Source organism: Corynebacterium evansiae, from assembly GCF_027570065.1.
Taxonomy (GTDB): domain Bacteria; phylum Actinomycetota; class Actinomycetes; order Mycobacteriales; family Mycobacteriaceae; genus Corynebacterium; species Corynebacterium evansiae.
Genome location: NZ_JAKMUT010000001.1, coordinates 189,310 through 210,232, shown reverse-complemented (window position 1 = coordinate 210,232; position 20,923 = coordinate 189,310). Strand labels below are relative to the sequence as shown.

At 61.7% G+C, this 20,923-nt stretch carries 17 protein-coding genes and 4 tRNA genes; 2 read left to right on the top strand and 19 right to left on the bottom strand.

Features of this window, described 5'->3' with window-relative positions; translation table 11 throughout:
* Window positions 1–168: 168 nt before the first annotated feature.
* Complete coding sequence (locus tag L8V00_RS00915; protein WP_035003010.1) at window positions 169–1,089, top strand: esterase/lipase family protein; 921 nt, start codon at window positions 169–171, stop codon at window positions 1,087–1,089.
* On the opposite strand, the gene L8V00_RS00910 is transcribed toward L8V00_RS00915, so the two are convergent.
* The 17 genes from L8V00_RS00910 to L8V00_RS00830 all read right to left on the bottom strand — a co-directional run bounded on the left by L8V00_RS00910 (window position 1,086) and on the right by L8V00_RS00830 (window position 17,170).
* A complete protein-coding gene (locus tag L8V00_RS00910) occupies window positions 1,086–3,785 on the bottom strand; it encodes a choice-of-anchor M domain-containing protein (RefSeq protein ID WP_269943967.1) in 2,700 nt (899 codons plus the stop codon). The two genes, L8V00_RS00915 and L8V00_RS00910, sit on opposite strands and share 4 nt — an antisense overlap.
* Window positions 3,778–4,656 carry an anchored repeat-type ABC transporter permease subunit gene (locus L8V00_RS00905; protein ID WP_269943966.1) on the bottom strand — a complete coding sequence of 293 codons (879 nt, stop codon included), beginning with the start codon at window positions 4,654–4,656 and terminating at the stop codon, window positions 3,778–3,780. The genes L8V00_RS00910 and L8V00_RS00905 overlap by 8 nt, the downstream gene beginning before the upstream one ends.
* Window positions 4,653–5,372, bottom strand: a complete 720-nt coding sequence (locus L8V00_RS00900; RefSeq protein ID WP_005292031.1) for an anchored repeat-type ABC transporter ATP-binding subunit — start codon at window positions 5,370–5,372, stop codon at window positions 4,653–4,655. Before L8V00_RS00900 ends, L8V00_RS00905 begins: the two co-directional genes overlap by 4 nt.
* Window positions 5,369–6,424, bottom strand: coding sequence for a choice-of-anchor M domain-containing protein (locus tag L8V00_RS00895; RefSeq protein ID WP_269943965.1), 1,056 nt, complete (start codon window positions 6,422–6,424; stop codon window positions 5,369–5,371). Before L8V00_RS00895 ends, L8V00_RS00900 begins: the two co-directional genes overlap by 4 nt.
* 86 nt (window positions 6,425–6,510) lie before the next feature.
* On the bottom strand, window positions 6,511–8,013 hold the full coding sequence (locus L8V00_RS00890) for an anchored repeat ABC transporter, substrate-binding protein (RefSeq protein WP_269943964.1): 1,503 nt from the start codon (window positions 8,011–8,013) through the stop codon (window positions 6,511–6,513).
* 65 nt (window positions 8,014–8,078) lie between these two features.
* Window positions 8,079–9,839 (bottom strand): TIGR03773 family transporter-associated surface protein, encoded by a 1,761-nt coding sequence (locus L8V00_RS00885; RefSeq protein ID WP_269943963.1) that lies wholly within the window; start codon window positions 9,837–9,839, stop codon window positions 8,079–8,081.
* A 140-nt stretch (window positions 9,840–9,979) separates the two neighbouring features.
* Window positions 9,980–10,864: an NgoMIV family type II restriction endonuclease gene (locus L8V00_RS00880; protein ID WP_011274187.1), complete on the bottom strand. Its 885-nt coding sequence runs from the start codon at window positions 10,862–10,864 to the stop codon at window positions 9,980–9,982.
* The gene (locus L8V00_RS00875) at window positions 10,861–11,886 is read right to left on the bottom strand and encodes a DNA cytosine methyltransferase (protein ID WP_011274188.1); all 1,026 of its coding nucleotides are present in this window, start codon (window positions 11,884–11,886) and stop codon (window positions 10,861–10,863) included. The genes L8V00_RS00880 and L8V00_RS00875 overlap by 4 nt, the downstream gene beginning before the upstream one ends.
* Window positions 11,887–12,086: 200 nt before the next feature.
* Window positions 12,087–12,797 (bottom strand): 50S ribosomal protein L1, encoded by a 711-nt coding sequence (gene rplA, locus L8V00_RS00870; protein WP_005292043.1) that lies wholly within the window; start codon window positions 12,795–12,797, stop codon window positions 12,087–12,089.
* Window positions 12,798–12,869: 72 nt separating this feature from the next.
* Window positions 12,870–13,310: a 50S ribosomal protein L11 gene (rplK, locus tag L8V00_RS00865; protein ID WP_034986238.1), complete on the bottom strand. Its 441-nt coding sequence runs from the start codon at window positions 13,308–13,310 to the stop codon at window positions 12,870–12,872.
* Between the two features lie 155 nt (window positions 13,311–13,465).
* Entirely contained in the window at window positions 13,466–14,419 is a 954-nt protein-coding gene (gene nusG / locus L8V00_RS00860) for a transcription termination/antitermination protein NusG (protein WP_269943962.1), read from the bottom strand.
* An 85-nt stretch (window positions 14,420–14,504) separates the two neighbouring features.
* Window positions 14,505–14,849: a preprotein translocase subunit SecE gene (gene secE / locus L8V00_RS00855; RefSeq protein WP_034986243.1), complete on the bottom strand. Its 345-nt coding sequence runs from the start codon at window positions 14,847–14,849 to the stop codon at window positions 14,505–14,507.
* Window positions 14,850–14,889: 40 nt separating this feature from the next.
* Window positions 14,890–14,962: transfer RNA gene (locus L8V00_RS00850), tRNA-Trp, on the bottom strand.
* A 306-nt stretch (window positions 14,963–15,268) separates the two neighbouring features.
* A tRNA-Met gene (locus L8V00_RS00845) sits at window positions 15,269–15,342 on the bottom strand.
* A gap of 73 nt (window positions 15,343–15,415) precedes the next feature.
* A tRNA-Thr gene (locus L8V00_RS00840) sits at window positions 15,416–15,488 on the bottom strand.
* Between the two features lie 466 nt (window positions 15,489–15,954).
* Window positions 15,955–16,036, bottom strand: a tRNA-Tyr gene (locus tag L8V00_RS00835).
* A gap of 123 nt (window positions 16,037–16,159) precedes the next feature.
* Window positions 16,160–17,170: a polyprenyl synthetase family protein gene (locus L8V00_RS00830; protein WP_269943961.1), complete on the bottom strand. Its 1,011-nt coding sequence runs from the start codon at window positions 17,168–17,170 to the stop codon at window positions 16,160–16,162.
* A 175-nt stretch (window positions 17,171–17,345) separates the two neighbouring features.
* Here L8V00_RS00830 and L8V00_RS00825 point away from each other — a divergent pair, with 175 nt between their 5' ends.
* A complete protein-coding gene (locus L8V00_RS00825; RefSeq protein ID WP_269943960.1) occupies window positions 17,346–18,785 on the top strand; it encodes a geranylgeranyl reductase family protein in 1,440 nt (479 codons plus the stop codon).
* Between the two features lie 34 nt (window positions 18,786–18,819).
* Here the strand turns inward: L8V00_RS00825 and L8V00_RS00820 are convergent, their stop codons facing one another.
* Together L8V00_RS00820 and L8V00_RS00815 are read right to left on the bottom strand one after the other, a co-directional pair.
* Window positions 18,820–19,506, bottom strand: coding sequence for a demethylmenaquinone methyltransferase (locus L8V00_RS00820; RefSeq protein WP_269943959.1), 687 nt, complete (start codon window positions 19,504–19,506; stop codon window positions 18,820–18,822).
* Window positions 19,507–19,534: 28 nt separating this feature from the next.
* Window positions 19,535–20,857 (bottom strand): glycosyltransferase family 4 protein, encoded by a 1,323-nt coding sequence (locus L8V00_RS00815; RefSeq protein ID WP_239316460.1) that lies wholly within the window; start codon window positions 20,855–20,857, stop codon window positions 19,535–19,537.
* Window positions 20,858–20,923 lie beyond the last annotated feature (66 nt).

The window sequence follows — 20,923 nt, the reverse complement described above, 5'->3', positions numbered from 1 at the left end:
ACTTGACGTTGCTGATCTCGTTGTTGATCTAGTCAAACTTCCTCGAAGGAGGTTACACCCCTGCCTCCCCTTCCTCCAAATCGCTGTTTTTCTTTCTGACGCCACCCTGCGCGAGAAATTATTTCGTTTCCAAAACTGGGGCTGCGGATTTGATTAGCCTTGGGGTTCATGGACGCATTCATCCCGAAGTTCCTATCCAGCCTGCGACGCGACAATCCACTGCCGGAGGGCGTCAATAAGTTCGACACACCGCTAGAAGGCAAGACACCGACGGTGCTGATCCACGGTACGTGGCTCAACGCATATAACACGTGGGACTACGTGGCCAAGCACCTCATTGCGGCAGGTCACCCGGTGTTCGCCGTGAACTACGGCAAGGATCGCTCCGCCTTCACGGGCAAGGCCCCGGGCGTGTACGCCAACAACTTCCTGCGCACCTCCCAGAAGGAGGTTGCGGCCTTCATCGACGAGGTGATCGAGCGCACGGGCGCGAAGAAGGTGAACCTGGTCGGCCACTCGCAGGGCGTGGCGCAGGCGCGGCTGTACCTTTCCGATTCCGGCGGCGCCGACCGGGCGGATGTGGCGCGCAACAAGGTGGATCGCCTGGTGGGCGTGGGCCCTGCGCACCACGGCACCACCCTGTCCGGCATCTCGACCCTGGGCGACAAAATCGACCCGAATAACAAGCTCGCGGGGTTCCTGGAGAAGTTCCTGGGTGGCGCAGCGATCGACCAGCGCTTCGGCAGCGAGTTTGGTGAACACCTGAACCGCGATGGGGATACCACCCCGGGCGTGGACTACACGATGATCACCGCGAAGTACGACGGTATTGCCACTCCTCGTTTGAAGCAGGTGATGGTCGCCGGGGAGGGCGCGCGGGTGCGCAACTTGAGCGTGCAGGACAACAACCCGCTGGATCTATCCGGCCACCTGGCGATGCTGTACTCGCCGCGTGTGGTCGATCTGATTCTGGAGGCCCTGGAACCGGGAGAAGACGGCCCGGCTACTTACCGCGCCGCCCATCCGCTGAAGCGCGGAGTGGTGCTTCCTATGATGGGCGAGTTCCGGCTGCCGGGGCGGCGAGCTTAGCGAGACTCCTCACCGTCCCAAACCTCTTCGTCTGCGATGCCCTCTGCATAGGCTTGCTCAGCACGGTCGCGACTGATTTCCCGGTAGGCCTGCAGCAGTTGCAGGGTATGGGCACGCTGCATGTTGCGGGCCGCAACAAAGAAGAGCAAGGCTCCGCCGAGTAGCCCCATCAGGCCGAGCCCCAGTAGGAAGCCGGTCGTCCAGCCACCGCCAGTGAGGGAATCCACGAAGGATTCTACGGCAGTTTTCTCGGTGTCTACGTTCTGCGCATCATTCGTGTTTGCGGCCCCGTCTGCATTCTGCTGCCCTTGGGCGGCGTTGATGCGATGGATGCCACCGGCACCGCCTGCTTCGCCTTCCACAGCCTCGGCCTCGGCTTCTACTTCGCCACCGTCTGCGACCGCAGCACCAGCAGAAGCTCCGTCCGCTGTGCCAGCAGAACCTGCATCCGCGGCGCCAGCAGAAGCGCCACCATTTGCTAACGCAGCGCCGCCGGCAGACCCAGATGAACTGTCGGAGCTACTCGAGCCGGCAGAACCACTGGAACCAGCCCCCGTGGATTCGGCTCCACTAGCCGTGCCGTGGTTATCCGATGCGGCGCTGGTACCGGAGGGTGCTGCACCAGAACTCTTGCCGGCAGAGTTGTTGCTAGCGGCGCCGGCCGCCGAGGAATCTCCGGTGCCGGCACCACCAGCCGCCCCGGTGGAAGGATTCTGCTGTGCCTTGCGGTTTCCGCGCAGCGCCTCGATGCCACCGACGATCTCGTCCATGTACTTGCCAAGCTTCGCGTTTTCGCTGTCTAGGTGCTTCTGAAACTCCTGGAGTTCCTCCAGGCCAGACTTCCCACTGCCCGTATCGGCCCCGCACGAATCCTTGATGACGAAGAAGGTCTCCAGCTCCTTATCGAACTTCTTGCCGTCCACAGCAGTGCCCTGGTAGCGGAAGACTACGCGGTACGCGCCCGGCTTGGTGAAGAGGAACTGCTGATGGTCGTGCGCCCCAACCGCATAGCTGACCTTGTGCTCACGGTGCTCGGAATCCAGACGCAGGCTGACACTACCCAACCCATTGTCCGACAGAGTCACCATGCGACCGGGACCTTCAAAGTCCTTGATGGTCACGTCCACGCCCTGCTTAGCCGAGTTCAGGTGCTCGGTGGAAAAGCCCAGCCACGGGACGTTCGGGTTCTCCCGCTGTGCCTGCGGAAGTGCGTATGCGGTCTCCCCCAGTTCCTCCTGGTAATCCTGCGGGACTCCAACCTTGGCCTTCGGGCTGTTGACCAGGAAAATGAAGCTGCCGGACTCGCGCTCCTGCACATTCGCGGGATCGGATCCGTCCTTCAGAAAGGTGTGCGGATCCGCGTCAGATTCGTCCAAGGTTCCCACGCCCATGTCCATGTGGCCCTTGGGAATCACGGCGCGCTCTGTCCCCTGCCCTTCACCGAAGGCATCGTTGACCTCGCTACGGACCACGTCGTCGGAGATTTCCTCAGGGGCTTCGCACGTCGGCGCTGGCTTGTCGGTGCCATCGCTCGGATCTTCCTCGTCACCCGGCGTCTCGTTTTCGCCTGGCGTTTCATTCTCGCCTGGCTGCTCGGGGTCTTCGGGCTGCTCAGGGTCTCCAGGTTGCTCGGGTTGCTCGGGTTGCTCGGGCTCTTCAGGTTGATCTTGATCACCAGGATTGCCCGGCTCCAGCGGCGCGATCGGACTCTTGATCTCGTTCAACCCAGTGGTCGTGCCCTCCGGCAGCCCCACCTGCTTATCGCTACCGACCAGCCAGTTGATGGTGCGCGCTGCGGACTTGACGGTAGAGCCGTCCTTCTTCTTGACGTCCCACTGCATCGTCAGCTGATACAGCCCCGGCTTAGAGAAGGTCCAACCGAAGTGTCCGTGACCGCCGACCTCATAGTCGTAGTCCTTCAAACCGTCCTTGGTGGACAGCACACGCTCCGGGGTAGGCGTACCGGAGTTGTGGAAGAAAACCTCCATGTCGCCGGGGCCGGAGAACTTCTTCATATGGAAATGGAGATTTGGCTCGGCGAAATCCTTTGGCACCTCGATCTCGTGTGCCGGGTCAAAAGCACCCAGGCCCGCCCAGATCGGGCGCCATTGGTTAGTGAAGTCCGCGTTCTGCGGGGCATGCCACAGCACCGTGCCGGGCTTGCCTAGGAAGGACAGCGCCTTCTTGTTCGGCACCTTGATGCGGGAGGCTTCCTTGCCATCAATCGCGTCGGGCGCCAGTCGCAGACAGACGTCATCGGCGGGCACGGGCTGCTGCCCATCGACGACCATCACGTCGGGCTTGCCCTTGTTATAGGTGCCGTACACCGCATCCACGTGCGCGTTGTACAGCAGTTTTCTGCCCGCACACACGTGAGCTTTCCCGGTTGCCGGATCCTTAACGTCCTTGCCGACGGTCGGTCCGTCGCTAGTCGTTCCGGGCTGATGCCCTGTCGGCGTTGCTTGCGCTCGCTGCAACACCTCGGCGGAGCGGTGGTCGCTGCTAAGTGGTGACGCCGCATTCCAGGCGCCCGCCACCACCGTTAGCACCAGCACACCCAATACCGCCAGGGTGGACTTGGCAGCCCACATCATCCGATCGGCCCTATTCTGGCTGTGTTTGAGCTGCTTAAGCAGTTTAAGCTCAGCCAACTGCCGCTTGGCCAGCTGCTGAAAGAGTTCATCTTTTTTATGCATCAGTAGCTACCACCTGTGAGGGGTTGTTGGATTGCCGGGCGGCGCGAATGGGCGTCGCCACAAAGAAAGAAAAGAGGAAAACAACGGTGAGGACCAGGACGATCGTGGCGCCCGTAGGCACATCGATCGCCCAAGACACGTACACGCCGAGGAAGGAACCGACCATGCCGATCACGGCGCTCAGAGCCATCATCACGACCAGTCGGTCGGTCCAGAGTCGCGCGGCGGCGGCCGGAGTGATCAGCAGCGCGAGCACCAGAATGTTGCCGACGGTGCGAACAGACATCACCACGGCGGCGGTGACGGCGAGGTAAAGGACCACGTCGATCAGCAGTACACGGATGCCCATGGCAGCGGCGGTTTCGCGGTCGACGGAAACCGCCACGATCTCCTTGTGCAGCGCCGCCACGGCCAGGATCACGACCGCGCCGACGACAGCGCTGAAGATGATGTCGGAATTGGATACGCCCGTGATCGAGCCGAAAAGGAAGCTATTCAGGCTGGCTGTATAGCCCTGAACCTTCGAGATCACCACCAAGCCCAAGGCGAAGGCGGCGGCGAAGAAAATGCCGATGATCGTGTCTTCCTTCACACGCCTACGCTGAGAAAATAGGGCGATCAGAAGGGCCACCACGGCGCCGGCCAACGCCCCACCGGCGATCACGGAGAACTGCAAGGCGAAGGCAATGGCCAGGCCCGGGAACACGGCATGCGCGACCGCATCGCCGATGAACGCCATGCCGCGCAATACCACGTGGGTGCCGATCACACCGCATACCAGGGCGGAGAGAACAGCCACCAGCAGTGCCTTCGGCAGGAAGGCCAGGGCGGGGTTCGTCAGGTCGGCGAGGAACTGGGAAAAGGAAATCACGATACCAACCCCACTCCCCGCAACAGCGGCGAATCCGGGCGAACGTCGAAAGTCTCCATCCACGGTTCGGGGTTCTGCAGCTGGTCCGGGGCGCCGTCGGCGACCACGCGACCGTTCAGCAGCACCACACGATCACAGACGTGCACCGCCTGCGCCAGATCGTGGGTCACCATCAGGATGCTCATGCCATCGGCTGCCAGGGACTGCAGGATCTCCACCAGAGACTCGATACTGGGGAAATCCATGCCAGTGAAAGGCTCGTCCAGCAACAGCAGCGTGGGCTCCACTGCCAGGGCGCGCGCCACCAGCACGCGCTGGCGCTGCCCACCGGAGAGCTGACCGATGGGACGGTCCGCCAAGTGCTGCAGGTTCACGCGCTTTAACGCATGCGCAGTGGCCGCAAAGTCTGCCCGGCGCGACCGACGGAACGGACCAATCAGCCCCGCGCGACCGTTCAGCACGGTGTGGCGAACGTCGATGGGATAGTCCCACGCGAACTCGTGGCGCTGGGGAACATAGCCCACGCTCGCGGCCTTGACACTTCCCTTGGTCCGCGGGATGAGCCCCAAGATGCTGCGCATCAGGGTGGTCTTGCCTGCTCCGTTGGGGCCGAGTAGCCCTATTAGCTCACCGGGGTGCGCCTCGAGGTTCACATCGGTCAGGATCTGGCGCCCGGACAGCCGGACACTCAGATCCGCGATCTGCAGTGCGGTCACTTCAGCTGACCCCACAGTTCATCCTCGATCCGCTTGCGCTCCTTGGCGCCCTTGCGCAGGGAGAGGAAACCGAAGGCCAGCAGTGCAACGACCACCACGCCAATTCCGCCCAGGATCCACGGCAGCGCGGAGTTGCCTCCATCGGAGCCTTCGCCGGAGCTGTTGGCATTCGCATCTGCGGCGTTGGCGGAATTGTTGGGGTTGGAACTGTTGGCGTCACCAGAAGAACCGGCAGCACCTGCCTTCGGCAGCTCACCCTCCCAGCTGGAGTTCTGCGCCTCGGAAGGATCCACTCCCACGGCAAAGTTCAGCACCTTCGTGGTGGTCTTCTCGGAACCGTCCTTCAACTTCACCCGCACACCCATGGCCACTCGGTGCACTCCTGGCTCAGTGAATACCCAGTTGGCGTGGGTGTGCGTGTTCAGATCCACCCACAGGTCCTGAGGGGTGGGCTGCGCGGAGTTCCACAGCTCCTGGGGCTGTTCAAAGCCGCCGGCCTGCAAGAACATGCTCATCTGGCCAGGGCCCTGGTGGCCCAGGTACTCCATGGTCACGCCACGGTTGGCTTGGGCGATCAGTGCCGGAGACTGCGTGTTCCAGCCCAGCCACGGCACGCCCTGCACCTCGGTCTGTGGCAGGACCCATACCTCCTGGCCGGGCTGCGCACCGGTGAACTCGTATCCACCATCGGCGGGGAGTTGCTGCTTGGCCTTGTCGGAGACATCGAAGACCACATCGTCCAGCACGCGCCAGATGGGCTTTTCCTCCGCATCGTCGCGCAGCTGCACGTCCAGCTCGCCGCCGTCCAGGCGCATGCCGAGGTCCGCGTGGCCGCGGGTAAACACGTGCGAGGTTCCCGCGGGAGCGTGCTGCTCTTTGTCCGTCACGGTCTGCTGTAGCGCCGGGTCTTGTGCCTGGCCTTGTGCTGGCTCCTGTGCCTGCGCCACTGCGACCGGCGGGGCCACCGGCACTCCCGCCACTACTACTCCCCCGGCCAGCAGTGCGGCGGCCGCGGGAGCTAGACAGGACTTCCTGATCCGTGTGTTTCGCATGTTCTGTTTGATCCTTTACTTTTGTTCTTCGGTTGTTCTGTTCTTCTCTTGTTCCTGAAAACGTCGTTCCCCTGCGCGCCAGAGTTCTATGCGCCACTTAGGCAGTCCGCCATCGATTCGGCATTTGTCCGCATCAGGTCCACATATGTCGGCGCTGTCTCGTCCAGGGTGTCGCTGCGGATCTGGCACACACTCACGCCCAGCCGGTCGGCGATCTGTTGTAACTCGCGCGTACGCCCCGCCATCGTCGGCTCGATGAAGACCGCCGGAACCTGCAGGTTTTCCAGGGTGCGGGTCAGGCTGACGAGGTCCCGTGTGCTCGGCTCGATCTCTGGGTTCGGGGTGACGAAACCGGCGACATCCAGGCCGTAGGCGTCAGCAAAATAGGCGTAGCCGTCATGAGCCGTCACCAAGTGCCGGCGAGCCTCGGGAATACTGCGGACCTGGCGCTTGATCTCCCGGTCAAGGCGGTCGAGCTCGTCCAGGTAGGTTCGCGCGTTCTGCTGGTAATCAGCGGCGTGCTCGGGATCTACGGCGATGAGCTTGTCGCGAATGACCTTCACATACGCCATCGCGTTCTTCGCGTTGTGCCACAGGTGCGGGTCGAGCTCGCCGTGGACGTGCTTGCCTAGCACTGCTTGGGGCAAAAGGTAGGTCTCGTCGCCCGCCGAGCCGAGGAAGCGGAAGTTCGGGTCGCCCGGGATCGGCTGCAGCGTCTGGTTAGGCACGCTGACCACGGCATTCTTGGGGTCGAAGGTGCCACCGTCGCCGACGAGGTTGATGCTGTTGTCGTCGGCGTTTACCGCAATGTCGTAGTGCCCACTGTCTATCTTTTTTGACGCCCCGTCTTCCGTGCCCACATTGAAACGCACGGTCTGGTCCGCGATGTGCTCTGGAGGTTTTCCCTCGTCCGGCACCAGGGATGCGCTCAAGTGCAGGGTGTACGTGCCGGGCTTGGAAAAGGACCAGCTCATGTGGGTGTGTGCGTCGACCGGCAGCGTAGCCGTATCACCCTCGTACCCGCGGGAGGCATCGAAGCCATCGCGGGAGTTGAAGAAGATCTCCGGCTGGCCGAAGGTGCCGGTGATGTATGCCGCCGCATCACCTGGCCCTTCCACGTCAGTCACGCTGAGGTGGACTTCGGAGTGCGCGGAGCCGCCGTGCCGGGCGCCGATCCCCTGGGCGCGCAGGCCCAACCAGACGGTATCGAGCGCCATGTTCTCCACCAACGGGATGACGGTGGCGCCTTGGTTGGCGGCCACATCGGCCAGGGCCACGACCTCCGTGCCGGGCAGCACTCCGTTATCCATGGTGCGCAGCACCGACTGCTGCTCCAGCAGAAGCCCGTTGTTGAACGCGATGTCCGCGTTTGCGAGGTTGCGAACATCCCGCAGGGTGAGCTCGTAGGTGTGCGGGTCAGCGGTGTTCGGGATCAGGGCGGTCACGCGGGCGGCGTCGCCCGCGACGTGGCGGGCGAGGTCGGCAATGATGGGCGTGGAGGCTACGACATCCGTGATGCCGTCATCCCTGCTGGGCAAGCTCGCGCCGCCAGCTGCAGCACAGCCGGCTAGGCTCACTGCGAGCAGCATCGTGCTGATATTCGCGCACAGGGACTTGGTAAACCTCCGCCGCGTTGAAGCTGCGTGGCCCATCCCTAAGACTTTGCGCCCGGGGACCGAGGGGGCGTCATCGAACGAAGAGACGCCACCGAATCGGCGGACAGAGAGTTCGTGCGCAGCATGTAGACCACGCCTGCGCCGAGCGCGATCAGACCCGCGCCCGCAATGGCCAGAGCCAGCATCGCAGAGGTCGATCCGGTATCAGCGAGAGAGCCGTCGGCGCCGGATGCAGCGCCGGCATCCCCACCGGCCGCGCTTCCGCCCGCACCTGCTGCGCCGGAACCGTCAGCTGCACCGGAGGCACAGTCGCCGTCAGTGGTGACACTCGCACCGAAATCGAAGTGGCCACTGTTAGCGTTGCCGCTGCCACCGACGGTGAACGTCAGCGTGGCGGGCGCGCTGATCTTCTTGCCCTGCTTGGTGGTGGCGATCTGGGTGATGCCAACCTTGTACGTGCCGGGCTTAGAGAACACCCAGTTCGGGTGCACGTGCGAGTTGCGCGGCACCACGTGGGCACCGGATGCATTCCCGCCGCTGGCCTTGAACCATTCCTTGCCCACAACCTGGCCCAGGTTGCCTTGTTCGAAGACGTACATGCTGCCCGGTCCGCTGAAGGACGTCAGCTTGAAGGTGACATCCCCCTGAGTATTTGCCAGCAGGTCAGGGTGCATGGTGTTTACGCCCACCCACGGCACTCCGTTGGACTGGGTCGCACCAATCATCCAGGCGGTGCCGGCTCCAACAGGGCCCAATGCCTGCGGAAGGTTGGTCTTCGCCGCGGAGCCGAGGCCGAAGTTCAGCGCGCTGGGGTTGGTCCACTTCGGTGGCTGCTGGCGGTCGTCCTTGATCTGCGGGCGGAGGGCGGGCTCGCCCTTCTTGCAGGTGGCCGAGCCTTGCGTGCCCGCGGAGCCGGTGGAGCTGGCAGTGCTGCTGGAAGAGCTGGACTTTCCTGCCGGGCTCGACTTGCCTGTAGCACCGGCGCTCGCGGAACCGGCCTTGTTCCCAGTGCCGGCGCCGGCGGAACCACCGCCGGTAGCGCCGCCGCTTGCGTTACCACCGCTGTTCGAGTTGTCCGATGCCCCGGCGCCTGCATCCTCGCTTCCGCACGGGGTGGCACCCTCGGCGGGTTCGTCGGCGTTGGAATCCTGGTCGGACTTACCGACGACCCAGGTGTAGGTCTTCACTTCCGATTCAGCACCGTCAGCGGTGGCCTGCACCTGCATGGAGTAGCGGCCGGGGCGCTCGAAGCCCCAGTTGGCGTGGACGTGGCTGGGGTTAGCCTGGTTGATGCTGTTGCCGGACTTGACTTCTACCCCGTCGGAGAGCAACGGGGTGGCGCCGCCGTTGAAGGCCTGGCCCCACATGAACACTCGGCCCGGACCGCACACGCGATTGAAGTTGATCTTTACGCCCTGGTAGTGCGGTGCGACGCCCTGAGTGTCCCAGCCCGGCCAAATCAGATCCTCCTCTTGGGTCTGAGGCAGGAAGTAGGTCGGCACACCGACCTCCGCCACATCTTTGGTGCGAGGTTCGTAGGCGTGCGCCCCAACTTCCAAGGTGACGTTGTTCGGATCGTGGGCCACGTGGGAACCGGTGGCATCCTCGGTCAGATCCAGTTTGAGGTTACCTTTGCCCGAGGAGGTGACGTGGAAGGCGTCAATATGCCCTTGATTCAGGGTGACAGAATCGGCCTTTGCCTCAGGTAGGGTTTGCGAGCTGAGGTTGCCGATGCCGAGGAAGGCTGCGAAGCCTACGAGGAGGGCGGCTGAGAGAGCCGCGAGGGGTGATGTGCGCACCAGATTAAGTCCTTTAAAACACAATGAGTCTAGTTTTCATTAAGGACTATAGTGAAGTGGCAACCATTTTCAAACAATGGGTGTGGTAGCCCCTTCCCCACTACCCCACCCCTAAAAAGAAGAGGTAAGCACTCGAATGGTTAGACAGACATATCCAATGGAAGATCAGAGATGTCCCGAAGACGGTCTCCTGCAATTAGCGTATGCAACAGCTCGCAAGTGTCGTCATTACCAACAGCTTCCACTGCTTTCTTGAGCTCTGGTAGCGCGAAGTGGTAGGTCATATCAATATCCCCAGTACCTAAAGCCAGGCTGGCGATTCTTGTTACCAACGGCTCCCCCGTCACCGCAACAATATGCGGAGCACGCGCCTTCCTGTGCTCAATCAGGTTCAGAGCTTCCGCACGGGTGTTCTGCGCTCGATCGCTCCGCATCGTCCACTTGCACGACACAACAGCATGGACAATCTTGGCAGGATTCTCCCGATTACTTGCCCTCACAGGAGAACCCAAACCAGAATTACCGTCTACCAGAAACTCTCCCTCATTAAACTCGTCATCTGTCACGGGCTCACGCAGAACCAAGATGTCAGGAGAGATCGAATAGCTATTTCCGAGGGCAGCCCCCAATTCCGGATACCTGCGCACCAATTCGGCTAGATCTGCCAAGTGAGAGTACGGCTCACAGAGGAACAGATGTTCGCGCCGTCGAGAGCTTCCAACATTCTGAACCTCCCATGTTCCCGGACGCACCGACTGCATGTGCGTAAAAGTCTTCTTGATAAACTTAGCCACCGCACGTTCGAAGTCTGCACCCATAGACTGTCCCGCCTTCTTACGGGCAACGCTCGCACCTAGCTGATCAGCTAGATGAAGCGCAGTTTCTCGAGACGCATTACTACTACTGTCCGCATTTGAAGCAATCCTCCCTTTTGCTGCGTCAGCAATGGTCAAAACGCCTTCATCAATTAACTCTCGATGCAGCTCTTTACGAGCCCGAGTTATTAGCGATTCAGAGTGACTCACAGCCCTGCTCCCTCCAAGAGACTCATTTCTGGAACCACCGGCTCCGCCGGAACCATTCCGCTCAACGGATCCTGCCGCAAAGCCGCCACAATGCGATCACCAATCGCATGTGCCACTGGCGGCGGAAAGGCATTGCCTACTTGCTTCCACGCTGCGGTCTTGCCACCTTCCCATTTCCACTCAGAAGGGAATCCTTGAATCACAGCGCCCATACGTACAGTTAGCCGTGGCATTTCCGCACCATGCCCAACCGGGAAATCCGGCCCTGGCGCCTCATGCGCAATGCTTGTACCCCTCACACCGAGCCTCTTCCACCCTTCACGGGCGCGTGATGGACCCACATCTGGACCACCATGTTTCTTCGAGCCACCAACGAGCGTCGGTCCAATATCGTTTGCCCGCTTTGCCCATGCATCGGCACCCGGCCACCCATTCTCAGCCATAAGCGAATGAAGCGCCTCACCAACGGTTACTCGCGTGTCTAGAGGTTCAGGCCAGGCAAAGTAGTCCGCATATGGTTCCCTCAAAGCAACCAGAACGAAGCGAGGCCGCAGTTGGGGGACTCCAAAATCTGCTGCGGTAACAACCTCCCAGAAGGTGCGGTAACCCAGCTCTTCCAGCTCAGCGACCAGCTCATTTCTATATCGCGCAAATCTAGGCTGCGCTAACCCGCGGACATTCTCCAGCATGAGCGCCTTTGGACGCGACTGCGCGGTCAGCTCGAGCGCCCTCGGGAACAAATCTCTCTCGTCATCTTGCCCAAGCTGTTTACCAGCAATCGAGAAGGGCGGACATGGAACTCCCCCTGCCAGCAGATCGAGGTCATCCGCAAAAGGGGAAATGTCGAAATCTAGTACATCACCATGAACAATATTCCAAGCTGGCCGGTTCGCACGAAGAGTACTGACAGCATGACCATCGAGCTCGACTACCGCACGGTGAATAAAACCGGCAGCCTCCAACCCGAGCGCCTGGCCTCCAGCCCCAGCGCAGATCTCAACCGAAGTAAGCGGTGTTTGCATGGCTTGAACATACCACGCCCCGATGACACAACTAGAATCCTCAAAACCGGCTGTTTCTATAGTTGACCTGCGAAAACGGAAGAAACTCAACATCTTCTGGCGTCAAAAATAGAACATATACTCTATTAAGTAAAAAACACCCTCGCCGCCCGAAGGCAACGAGGGTGCGGAAAACCTAGAAGGAACCTAGGAAACGAGACTTAAGCCTCTTCGGTGAAGTCCTTCACGATCGTGTTGTCCACCGGAACGCCCGGGCCGTTGGTGGAGGACATGGTGACCTTCTTGAAGTAGCGCCCCTTGGAGGAGGAAGGCTTCAGACGCAGCAGCTCGTCGATCAGAGCGCCGTAGTTCTCAGCCAGCTGCTTCTCAGTGAAGGAAGCCTTGCCCAGGATGGCGTGCAGGTTAGCAGCCTTGTCCACGCGGAAGGAGATCTTGCCGCCCTTGATCTCGGCGACAGCCTTAGCAACGTCGGTGGTGACGGTGCCGGTCTTCGGGTTCGGCATCAGGCCACGGGGACCCAGGACGCGAGCCACACGACCAACCTTGGCCATCTGATCCGGGGTAGCGATCGCAGCGTCGAAGTCGGTCCAGCCGCCCTGGATCTTCTCGATCAGCTCGGCGGTGCCAACAACGTCAGCGCCAGCCTCTTCAGCGGCGGTAGCGTTCGGGCCCTCGGCGAAGACGACAACGCGAACTTCCTTACCCGTGCCGTTCGGCAGGGAAACAGTGCCGCGAACCAGCTGGTCGGCCTTGCGCGGGTCAACGCCCAGGCGGATAGCAACGTCGACGGTAGCGTCGAAGTTCTTGGAGGAGGTCTCCTTTACAGCCTTAGCAGCTGCCAGCGGGGTGTACAGGCGGCCAGCGTCGATCTTTTCCGCTGCCGCGCGGTATGCCTTAGAGGTCTTGCTCATAGTGAATCCAATCTTTAGTTCCGTTGGAGTTGTGGTGCAGGCCAAGCAAGCAGCCTTACCACGGTTAGGGAATTACTTCTGCGGAGCGTCCTTGACGGTGATGCCCATGGAGCGAGCAGTGCCGGCGATGATGGCAGCGCCAGCCTCAACGTCGTTAGCGTTCAGGTCTTCCTTCTTGGTGGTTGCAATCTCCTTGCACTGATCCCAAGTAACGGAGCCGACCTTGTCGGTGTGCGGAACGCCGGAGCCCTTCTGAATGCCCGCAGCCTTCAGCAGCAGCTTCGCTGCCGGCGGGGTCTTCAGCTTGAAGTCGAAGGAACGGTCTTCGTAGACGGTGATCTCAACCGGAACGATGTTGCCGCGCTGCGCCTCGGTAGCAGCGTTGTACGCCTTGGTGAACTCAACAATGTTCACGCCGTGCGCACCCAGAGCCGGGCCAACCGGCGGTGCCGGAGTAGCCTGACCGGCCTGGATCTGCAGCTTAATAAGGCCAGTAACCTTCTTCTTAGCCATCTTAAAACCTACTTTCTGTTATCAACGCGATCCCGTAGCACAGGTAAGCACGGGATAATCGCATCGACCGGATGCCGGGATTTCACCAGCCACCGGAAATGGAAAAATTTGCGTGTCGCGCCGTGAACATAAGCCCACGGACAACCTGCATAACTCTAGTTCAGCTTCTCTACCTGATCAAATTCCAGCTCAACCGGGGTCTCACGGCCGAAGATGGAGACCATGGCCTTCAGGCGGTTGTTCTCGGCATCGATCTCGCTGATGGTTGCAGAAACGGAAGCGAACGGGCCAGACAGGATGGTGACGGACTCGCCCTCCTCGTAATCCACCACAACCTGCTCGCTGGCCGGCTTCGGCGGGGTGGCCACACCCGTTGCGGATACGTCCACACCGGTTGCTGCCTCTTCGCCATCCTCGGATTCCTGTGGCTTCGCGGTCTCCGGCGGCAGCAGGAACTTCGCGACCTCACGGATCTTCACCGGGGTGGGCTTGCCCTCGTTGCCAACGAAGCTGGTCACGCCAGGGGTATCGCGGACAACGGACCAGGAGGCGTCATCCAGAGACATACGCACCAGCACGTAGCCCGGCAGCAGCTTGCGCTTCACCAGCTTGCGCTTGCCGTCGCGTAGCTCCACAACCTCCTCGATGGGCACGACAACCTCGTGGATCTGCTCGTCCACGCCCAGGGTCTGGGCGCGCATCTCCAGGTTGGTCTTCACCTTGTTCTCGTAGCCGGAGTAGCACTGGATGATGTACCACTCGCCCGGCAGCTTCTTCAGCGCACGCATGAACTGGCGCAGGCGAGCCTTGTAGGCGGCCATCGCAGCGTCCTCTGCGGACTGCTCGGCCTCACCTTCAGCGCTCTCGCCGCCCTCGGCTGCTGCTGAAGCCTCGGAGGCCTCAGCTCCGTCGGCGCTTGCCGTTTCTTCGGCCCCTTCGGTGGTTGGTGCTGCGGCGTCCTCATTAGTGACGCCCTCAGCCTCAGCACCCGCAGCGTCCTGGTGTGCCTCAGCAACAGCCTGCTGTACGTCTTCTTGAGCGGCCGCAGCCAGGCTCTCTGCGCTGACAGCCTCGCTGTTCTGGTTGTTGTTCTGGTTCTCTTCGGTCATGGAAGCACCCTCCATCATTAAAAATCCGCCTATCGCCGGGCGGCGAAGGCGGTATATAAGTTGATGTTCGCTAGCTTAACACAAGTTAGCGCATGATCTGACGCAGACCCCAGCTGGCAGCCCAATCGGTGCCGGCCACGAGGGCGCAGACGAAGATCAGGAACAGTAGGACGATGATGGTGTAGTTCACCATCTCGCGACCCGTGGGCCAGATAACCTTGCCCATTTCGGCAATCACGCCGCGGATGTAATCCACGATGGCGCTGAAGGGGTTCTTGCGGGTCTTTACAACTTCCGGAGCCTTGGAATTGGAGTTCGCGACCGCGCGGGACGTGGTGGCCTGACCGGCCACCTGACGCTTGCCGGACGGACGAAGGCTGCCGCCATTGCCGGATTTACCGGCTGCGGTCTTTTTGCTCTCGTCGCTCACGTCTAAGTTCTCCTTAAAGGTACCTGCAAGGAAGATCGTGCAGGGGCGACAGGACTTGAACCTGCAACCTGCGGTTTTGGAGACCGCTGCTCTGCCAATTGAGCCACGCCCCTAATCGAAGTTCTGGTTCACGAGTGTACGCGACCAGATCAACATAGGTGAAGCAACATCCTGATAGCGAGGAAACACAGTGCCCATTTGCAGGGCTCGTAGCTTCCATGCCACACATTCAGTGCAACGTTCAAAAACAATAGCAGGATAACGACCGCGCGACCAAATAGGGCGCGGGTGCTGGGGCTTGCGGAGTTGGGACACGCAGGTTTAGGGCAGGCGGTTTAAGGCGAGACACAGAGCGTAGCGACAGCAAAAGCAAAACCACCCGGCGATTTACATCACCGGGTGGTCTTGGTCTTAATTTGTAGCGGTGGAGGGACTCGATCCCTCGACCTCACGATTATGAGTCGTGCGCTCTAACCAGCTGAGCTACACCGCCATCGTCGCCACTTTGCTACGGACCGCCAACGGTCTGTGTCTAACGTCGCGTGACGGGGCGCATAAAATGACAGAGCCCCCTGACGGAATCGAACCGTCGACCTTTTCCTTACCATGGAAACGCTCTGCCGACTGAGCTAAGGGGGCATCACTCCATTAACGCTGCGGATTTAATTTAACCGCATCGCTTGAAGCCTGAGTTAGCTTAACCACCCGGCGATACTTTACACAAATCGGCAGTTCAGGGGCGGGTTTTATACCTTCCAAACACTCTGCATCCCAACGTCTTCAATGCGCTTAGGCCAGCCTCTCGCCAACTTAGCCTCCAGCCCCTCAACAGCCCACTGAATGTCGCTATCCGTTGGGTTGAGTGTCGCTAGAACGGGAATTCGTTAGTGCACATCGTTCTCACCTTCACATACACACAGGTCAGAGAGTTGACCTATGCCCGGTCTTGCAAGACTTGGTGACGTTTTCCCGATCTAACGACATCCCACCGTGCAGCCTCCCCACTGCCTCATGCCCAACTCTCGCACTGCGAACAGCAAAACCCGGTGGCCACCTCCCGCATCGGGAAGCAACCACCGGGTTGTTGTTTTGCCATTTGGCGCTGTGCCAGATGATGGATTCGAACCAACGAAGGCAGAGCCGGCGGATTTACAGTCCGCTCCCTTTGGCCGCTCGGGCAATCTGGCATGCACCATTCGGTGCGCTGGTAACTCTACTACGAGTAGCCCCAACTTATGCAAATCGCCAGTTCAAGCAGCCCACCGGAAGCGACTCTGCGCGCCCCGCAAGCTCCGAGGCCACTCCGACAGCTACCCCAGGCGCTCCAAGGCGAAGTCCATCAAGTGGCGCAGCGCCTGAGTCACCTGATTCTCGGGCAGCTTGGCCAGCTCCTCTTCGCCGTACTGGCGGTAACGGCGCACAACCTCAAAGGACTTCTCACGGCCTTCGGAACCACGGATAAGCTCCAGCGCCTCGTCCACCAAGGCATCATCCGTGACCGGTCCGGTGAGGATCTCGCGCAGTCGCGCCCCTGTGGCGTCATCCTGCTGCATTGCATAAAGGACCGGGAGGGTGAACACACCCTCGCGCAAGTCCGTTCCAGGCTGCTTGCCGGAAACCTCCGGGTCGGCCCAAATGTCGATGATGTCGTCAACGATCTGGAAGATCTGGCCGACGTTGCGGCCGAAGCGGAACAGTGCCTCGCGGTGCTCCTCGGATGCGCCACTGTGCAGCGCGCCGAGCCAGCCAGCAGAGGCGATGAGCACACCCGTCTTCTCCTGAATGACGGTCAGGTAGTGCTCGATCTCGTCCTCCCCATCGCGGGCGCCAATGGTCTCCCGCATCTGGCCGGTCACCAGCTCCTGGAAGGTCTCCGCGAAGTGCTGCACCGTCTGGGCGCCGAGCGTTGCCATTATTTCGCTGGCGATGGCGAATAGGTAGTCGCCCGCCAGAATCGCCACGGAGTTGTTCCAGCGCTTGTTCGCGGATTCCGCACCGCGGCGCTGGTCGGACTCGTCCATCACGTCGTCGTGGTACAGCGTTGCGAGGTGGGTCAGTTCCACCACGGCAGCGGCCTCGTGTACTTCCTGCGCGGTTGGCTTCTCACCGTAATGAGCCGCCAGCAGGGCAAACATCACGCGGAAGCGCTTGCCGCCTGCCTCGAAAAGGTGGCTGATCTTGTCGGTGAGGAAGGATTCGCCAACCGACAGCCGATCCTTCAGCAGCTGTTCAACTTGCTGCATCGACTGGCCCAAGGCCTCGTTTAATTGCGCGTCCCCCACGTCAGGGAGCGCCGGTTTACGGGGTGTGGCACTTGGCATGTCCGTGGTCAGCCTCGACTTTTCCTCTTGAACTGCGCATGTGGTGTTTCACATGCGGTCTTTTACATGTCTACCGACACTTTAGTCGATTAACGTGGCAGTGTTTAACGCACGTGCGATCTACGCCTCGACCTCCCCGCCAGCCCTTCCCCACCCCGTGGAACAATGGGTGTCGATGAATCCCCCCGCTTCTGAAACTTTCAACGCTGGCCCCCTCGGCATCGAGTGCGATCTCGCCGTCATCGGAGCAGGCCCGGCTGGTTCCGCCGCTGCTTTTCACGCCGCCCGCGCCGGCCTGGACGTGGTGATGGTGGACATGGCCGACGTGCCGGGTTCTGTGCCGGGCACTGCACCCAGCCTCCTCCCGGTCGGCCGCGATAAGACCTGCGGCGATGGCCTCACTCCGCGTGCCGTCGCCGCCCTGGAATCGATGGGCGCGCTACACCTCTTCGACGGAGCCCCTTTCATCCGGGGCCTCAAGCTGCACGGCTTCGGCGGCTCCATCACCGCGCCATGGCCTTCAGGAAACTTCCCGCAACGCGGCTCGGCCATCCCTCGCACGCGCCTGGATGCTGCCCTCGCGGGGATCGCTATCGCTGCAGGTGCGCGTTTTATTCAAGCGAAGATTAATGACGCCACCTCGGACCCAGTAACCCAGCAACTCAGCGAGGTCGCGGGCACTCGCACCGGTGAGGGCGAGCAAGGTTCATCCGCGCCTGTGAAGATCCGTGCGCGCTTCTTCGTCCTGGCCGAGGGCGTTCGCAGCGGCATTGCCCGCAAGCTGGGCGTGCAGTGGGATAAGGGGCTGGTCCACGGCATTGCGGCCCGCAGTTACATCAACACCCCCTTCGGCGATGAGCCGTGGATCCACTCGCACCTGGAACTCAACGACGCTTCCGGAACCGCACAGCCGGGCTACGGGTGGGTGTTCCCCCTGGGCAATCCGGCCGAAGGAGCGGATCGCGGCCCGGCCGAAGGCATCGGCAAAGCGAACCTCGGCTGCGGAGTGCTGGCCACCACCAAGCGCCCCGCCAAGGTAAACACCAAGAAGCTGCTGCGCGACTACGCGCGCCAAGTCAGCGGCGAATGGGCCATCGAGGGAGAGCCGGAATCCATCACCTCCGCCCTCCTGCCGATGGGCGGAGCCGTCAGCCGGGTGGCTGGCCCCAACTGGGCTGCCATCGGAGACACCGCCGCCTTGGTCAATCCCCTGAACGGCGAAGGCATCGACTATGCCCTGGAATCCGCCGAGCTGTTGATCCGGTTGTTAGTTGATGAGTGGGGCGGGCCGGAGAAGTGGGCGTCCAAAATAAAGAGCCACAATGGTGCCGGCATGGAGCCAGAATGGACGGACCAGCTGCAGAAACACTATGGCGAAGCGTTCGGGCTGGCGCGGCGCCTGGCGGTGGTTCTGACGATGCCGGGGCTGATGAGCGCGCTCGGGCCGTTGGGCATGCGCGGGCCGCTGGCGAACCGCGTGATGGGCGTGGCGACGCGACTGATGGGGAACCTCGTGAGCCCAGCCGACCGCGACGTGGCTGCCAGGCTGTGGCGGGGTGCAGGAAGGGTTGTGAACCTCGCACCGATCGACGAACCGTTCGCGGCGCGGAAGTAACCGCCGCTACTGGCCGCGTGCGGATGAGTTCCAGTTAGTCGCGGATCGCGCTGTGAAGCGCCACGATCCCGCCGGTGAGATTCTGCCAGCCGACCTCTCGCCAACCGCAGTCACGGATCTCCGCAGCGAGTTCCTCCTGGTCAGGCCAGGCGCGGATGGATTCGGCAAGGTACTCGTAGGCGTCCGCGTTGGAGCTAACCACCTTCGCGACCTTCGGCAGGGCTCGCATCAGGTATTCCTTGTACACCGTCTTGAAGATCGGGATGACGGGGGTGGAGAACTCCGCCACGGCGAGCTTGCCGCCGGGCTTCGTCACGCGCGCCATTTCGCGTAGGCCGGCGCGGAAATCCACGATGTTCCGCAGGCCGTAGTTGATCGTCACCGCGTCGAAGGTCGCGTCGGCGAAGGGCAGGTTCGTTCCGTCCGCGCACACCATCGGCACATTGCGGTGGGAGCCAGCGGCGAGCATGCCGAAAGAGAAGTCGCAGGCGATGCAAGTGGCACCCGTGCGGGCGAACTCTTCTGTGGATACGCCCGTGCCCGCGGCGAGGTCGAGCACCAGGTCGCCGGACTTTAAGTCGAGGCGCTTGCGGGTGCGGATACGCCAATAGCGATCCTGGCCGAAGCTCAACACCGTGTTGGTGAGGTCGTAATTCTTGCCTACCGCGTCGAACATCGACGCGACTTCATGCGGCTTCTTTTCCAAACTTGCCCGAGACACGACTCACATCTTAGCGCGGGCGCTTCGCCTACTTCGCGGCGGGCTCGGCGCTGACCTGCGGGGCAGACTCGGCCGAAGTCTCAACGGTGGCCTGGGCGGTGGTCTCCTCGGTGGTCTCCTCAGCTGCGGGACGGGGCACTTCGCGCACCCCCGTGAAGTCGCGCTGCGAACCCTTGCGCGGGGCCGCCTTGCCACCCTGTGCGATGGCCTGGCGGTAGTAGCCGAGCAGCTGGTCGCACAGGCTGGACCAGCTCTTGTTCTGCACGCCCTCAAAGGCGTTGTCGCGGTAGGTATCCACGTCCCCGGCGAGGATGGTGTCCACTGCCTCGACCAGCTCGGCCTCGAAGTTCTCGACGTTTAGCAGGTAGCCGTTGTGGCCCGGCTTGATGAGGTCGATGGGGCCACCGGCCGCCGGGCCGATGGTCGCCACGCGGGAAGCCTGGGCCTCCTGGATCGCCTGGCAGAAGGTCTCGTACTGGCCGGTGTGAACGAAAATGTCCAGGCTGGCGAAGGCGTGAGCCAGGTCCTCGCCGTACAGCCCGCCGGTAAATACTGCGGTGGGCATCCGGGACTTGAGGTCATCCATCTCCGGGCCGTCGCCGACGATCACCAGCTGCACGTCGTCCCGACCGTTCAGGGCAGCCATGCGCTCCACGGACTTCTCGGCAGCCAGGCGGCCGACAAAGCCAACGATGGTACGGCGGCCCTCCAGGTCGGTGGCGTCGCCAGCGTTGCCACGCTTCTTCTCGCCTTCCAGCAGCCACTCGCGACGCAGCTCGTCAGAACGCTTGGAGGGGTGGAAGCGTTCCGTATCCACGCCGCGGCCCCAGTGCGCCACGCCCCGCACCCCGTTCTCTTCCAACTCACGCATCGTCACGGAGCTCGGGGCCAGCGTCATGGCGCACATGTTGTGCATCACGCGCACCCAGCGCCACGCCATCTTGGACAGGAACTTCATCTTGTAGTTGTTGGCGAAGCCCGCGACGTCGGTCTGGAAAATTGCCACGCAAGGCAGCTTCAGTGCCCGCGCTGCCACGGCACCCGCGCCGCCGAGCACGAAGGGGCTGGCCAGGTGAACCACGTCGGGCTGGAACTTCTTCAGCTCCGTATACACGCTCGGCATCGGCACGCCGATCGGCAGGGAGTTAATGCCCGGCACGTCCACGGCGGGCACGCGGGCGATGCGGTAGCCCTCGTAGGTCGCAATTTCCTCTTGCCCATTCGTTGCCCCCGGGGCGATCACTAGCGCTTCGTGCCCGTTGGCACGCAGGTGCTCCAAAACTCGGAGCACGGAATTGACCACGCCATTTACGTTCGGCAGAAAGCTCTCGGCAACAATTGCAACTCGCATACCCTTCAGCTTCCCTTTTGTAGTTCACGCCCGCGTTTCGTCTGGGTAAAAACATTAACAAGTCTA

Bases quoted from the DNA above. Each gene is read 5' to 3' on its own strand.
- L8V00_RS00915 (WP_035003010.1), top strand. From the start codon at position 169: ATGGACGCATTCATCCCGAAGTTCCTATCCAGCCTGCGACGCGACAAT.
- L8V00_RS00910 (WP_269943967.1), bottom strand. From the start codon at position 3,785: ATGCATAAAAAAGATGAACTCTTTCAGCAGCTGGCCAAGCGGCAGTTG.
- L8V00_RS00895 (WP_269943965.1), bottom strand. From the start codon at position 6,424: ATGCGAAACACACGGATCAGGAAGTCCTGTCTAGCTCCCGCGGCCGCC.
- L8V00_RS00890 (WP_269943964.1), bottom strand. From the start codon at position 8,013: ATGCTGCTCGCAGTGAGCCTAGCCGGCTGTGCTGCAGCTGGCGGCGCG.
- L8V00_RS00875 (WP_011274188.1), bottom strand. From the start codon at position 11,886: ATGCAAACACCGCTTACTTCGGTTGAGATCTGCGCTGGGGCTGGAGGC.
- rplA (WP_005292043.1), bottom strand. From the start codon at position 12,797: ATGAGCAAGACCTCTAAGGCATACCGCGCGGCAGCGGAAAAGATCGAC.
- rplK (WP_034986238.1), bottom strand. From the start codon at position 13,310: ATGGCTAAGAAGAAGGTTACTGGCCTTATTAAGCTGCAGATCCAGGCC.
- nusG (WP_269943962.1), bottom strand. From the start codon at position 14,419: ATGACCGAAGAGAACCAGAACAACAACCAGAACAGCGAGGCTGTCAGC.
- L8V00_RS00830 (WP_269943961.1), bottom strand. From the start codon at position 17,170: ATGCCAAGTGCCACACCCCGTAAACCGGCGCTCCCTGACGTGGGGGAC.
- L8V00_RS00825 (WP_269943960.1), top strand. From the start codon at position 17,346: ATGAATCCCCCCGCTTCTGAAACTTTCAACGCTGGCCCCCTCGGCATC.
- L8V00_RS00815 (WP_239316460.1), bottom strand. From the start codon at position 20,857: ATGCGAGTTGCAATTGTTGCCGAGAGCTTTCTGCCGAACGTAAATGGC.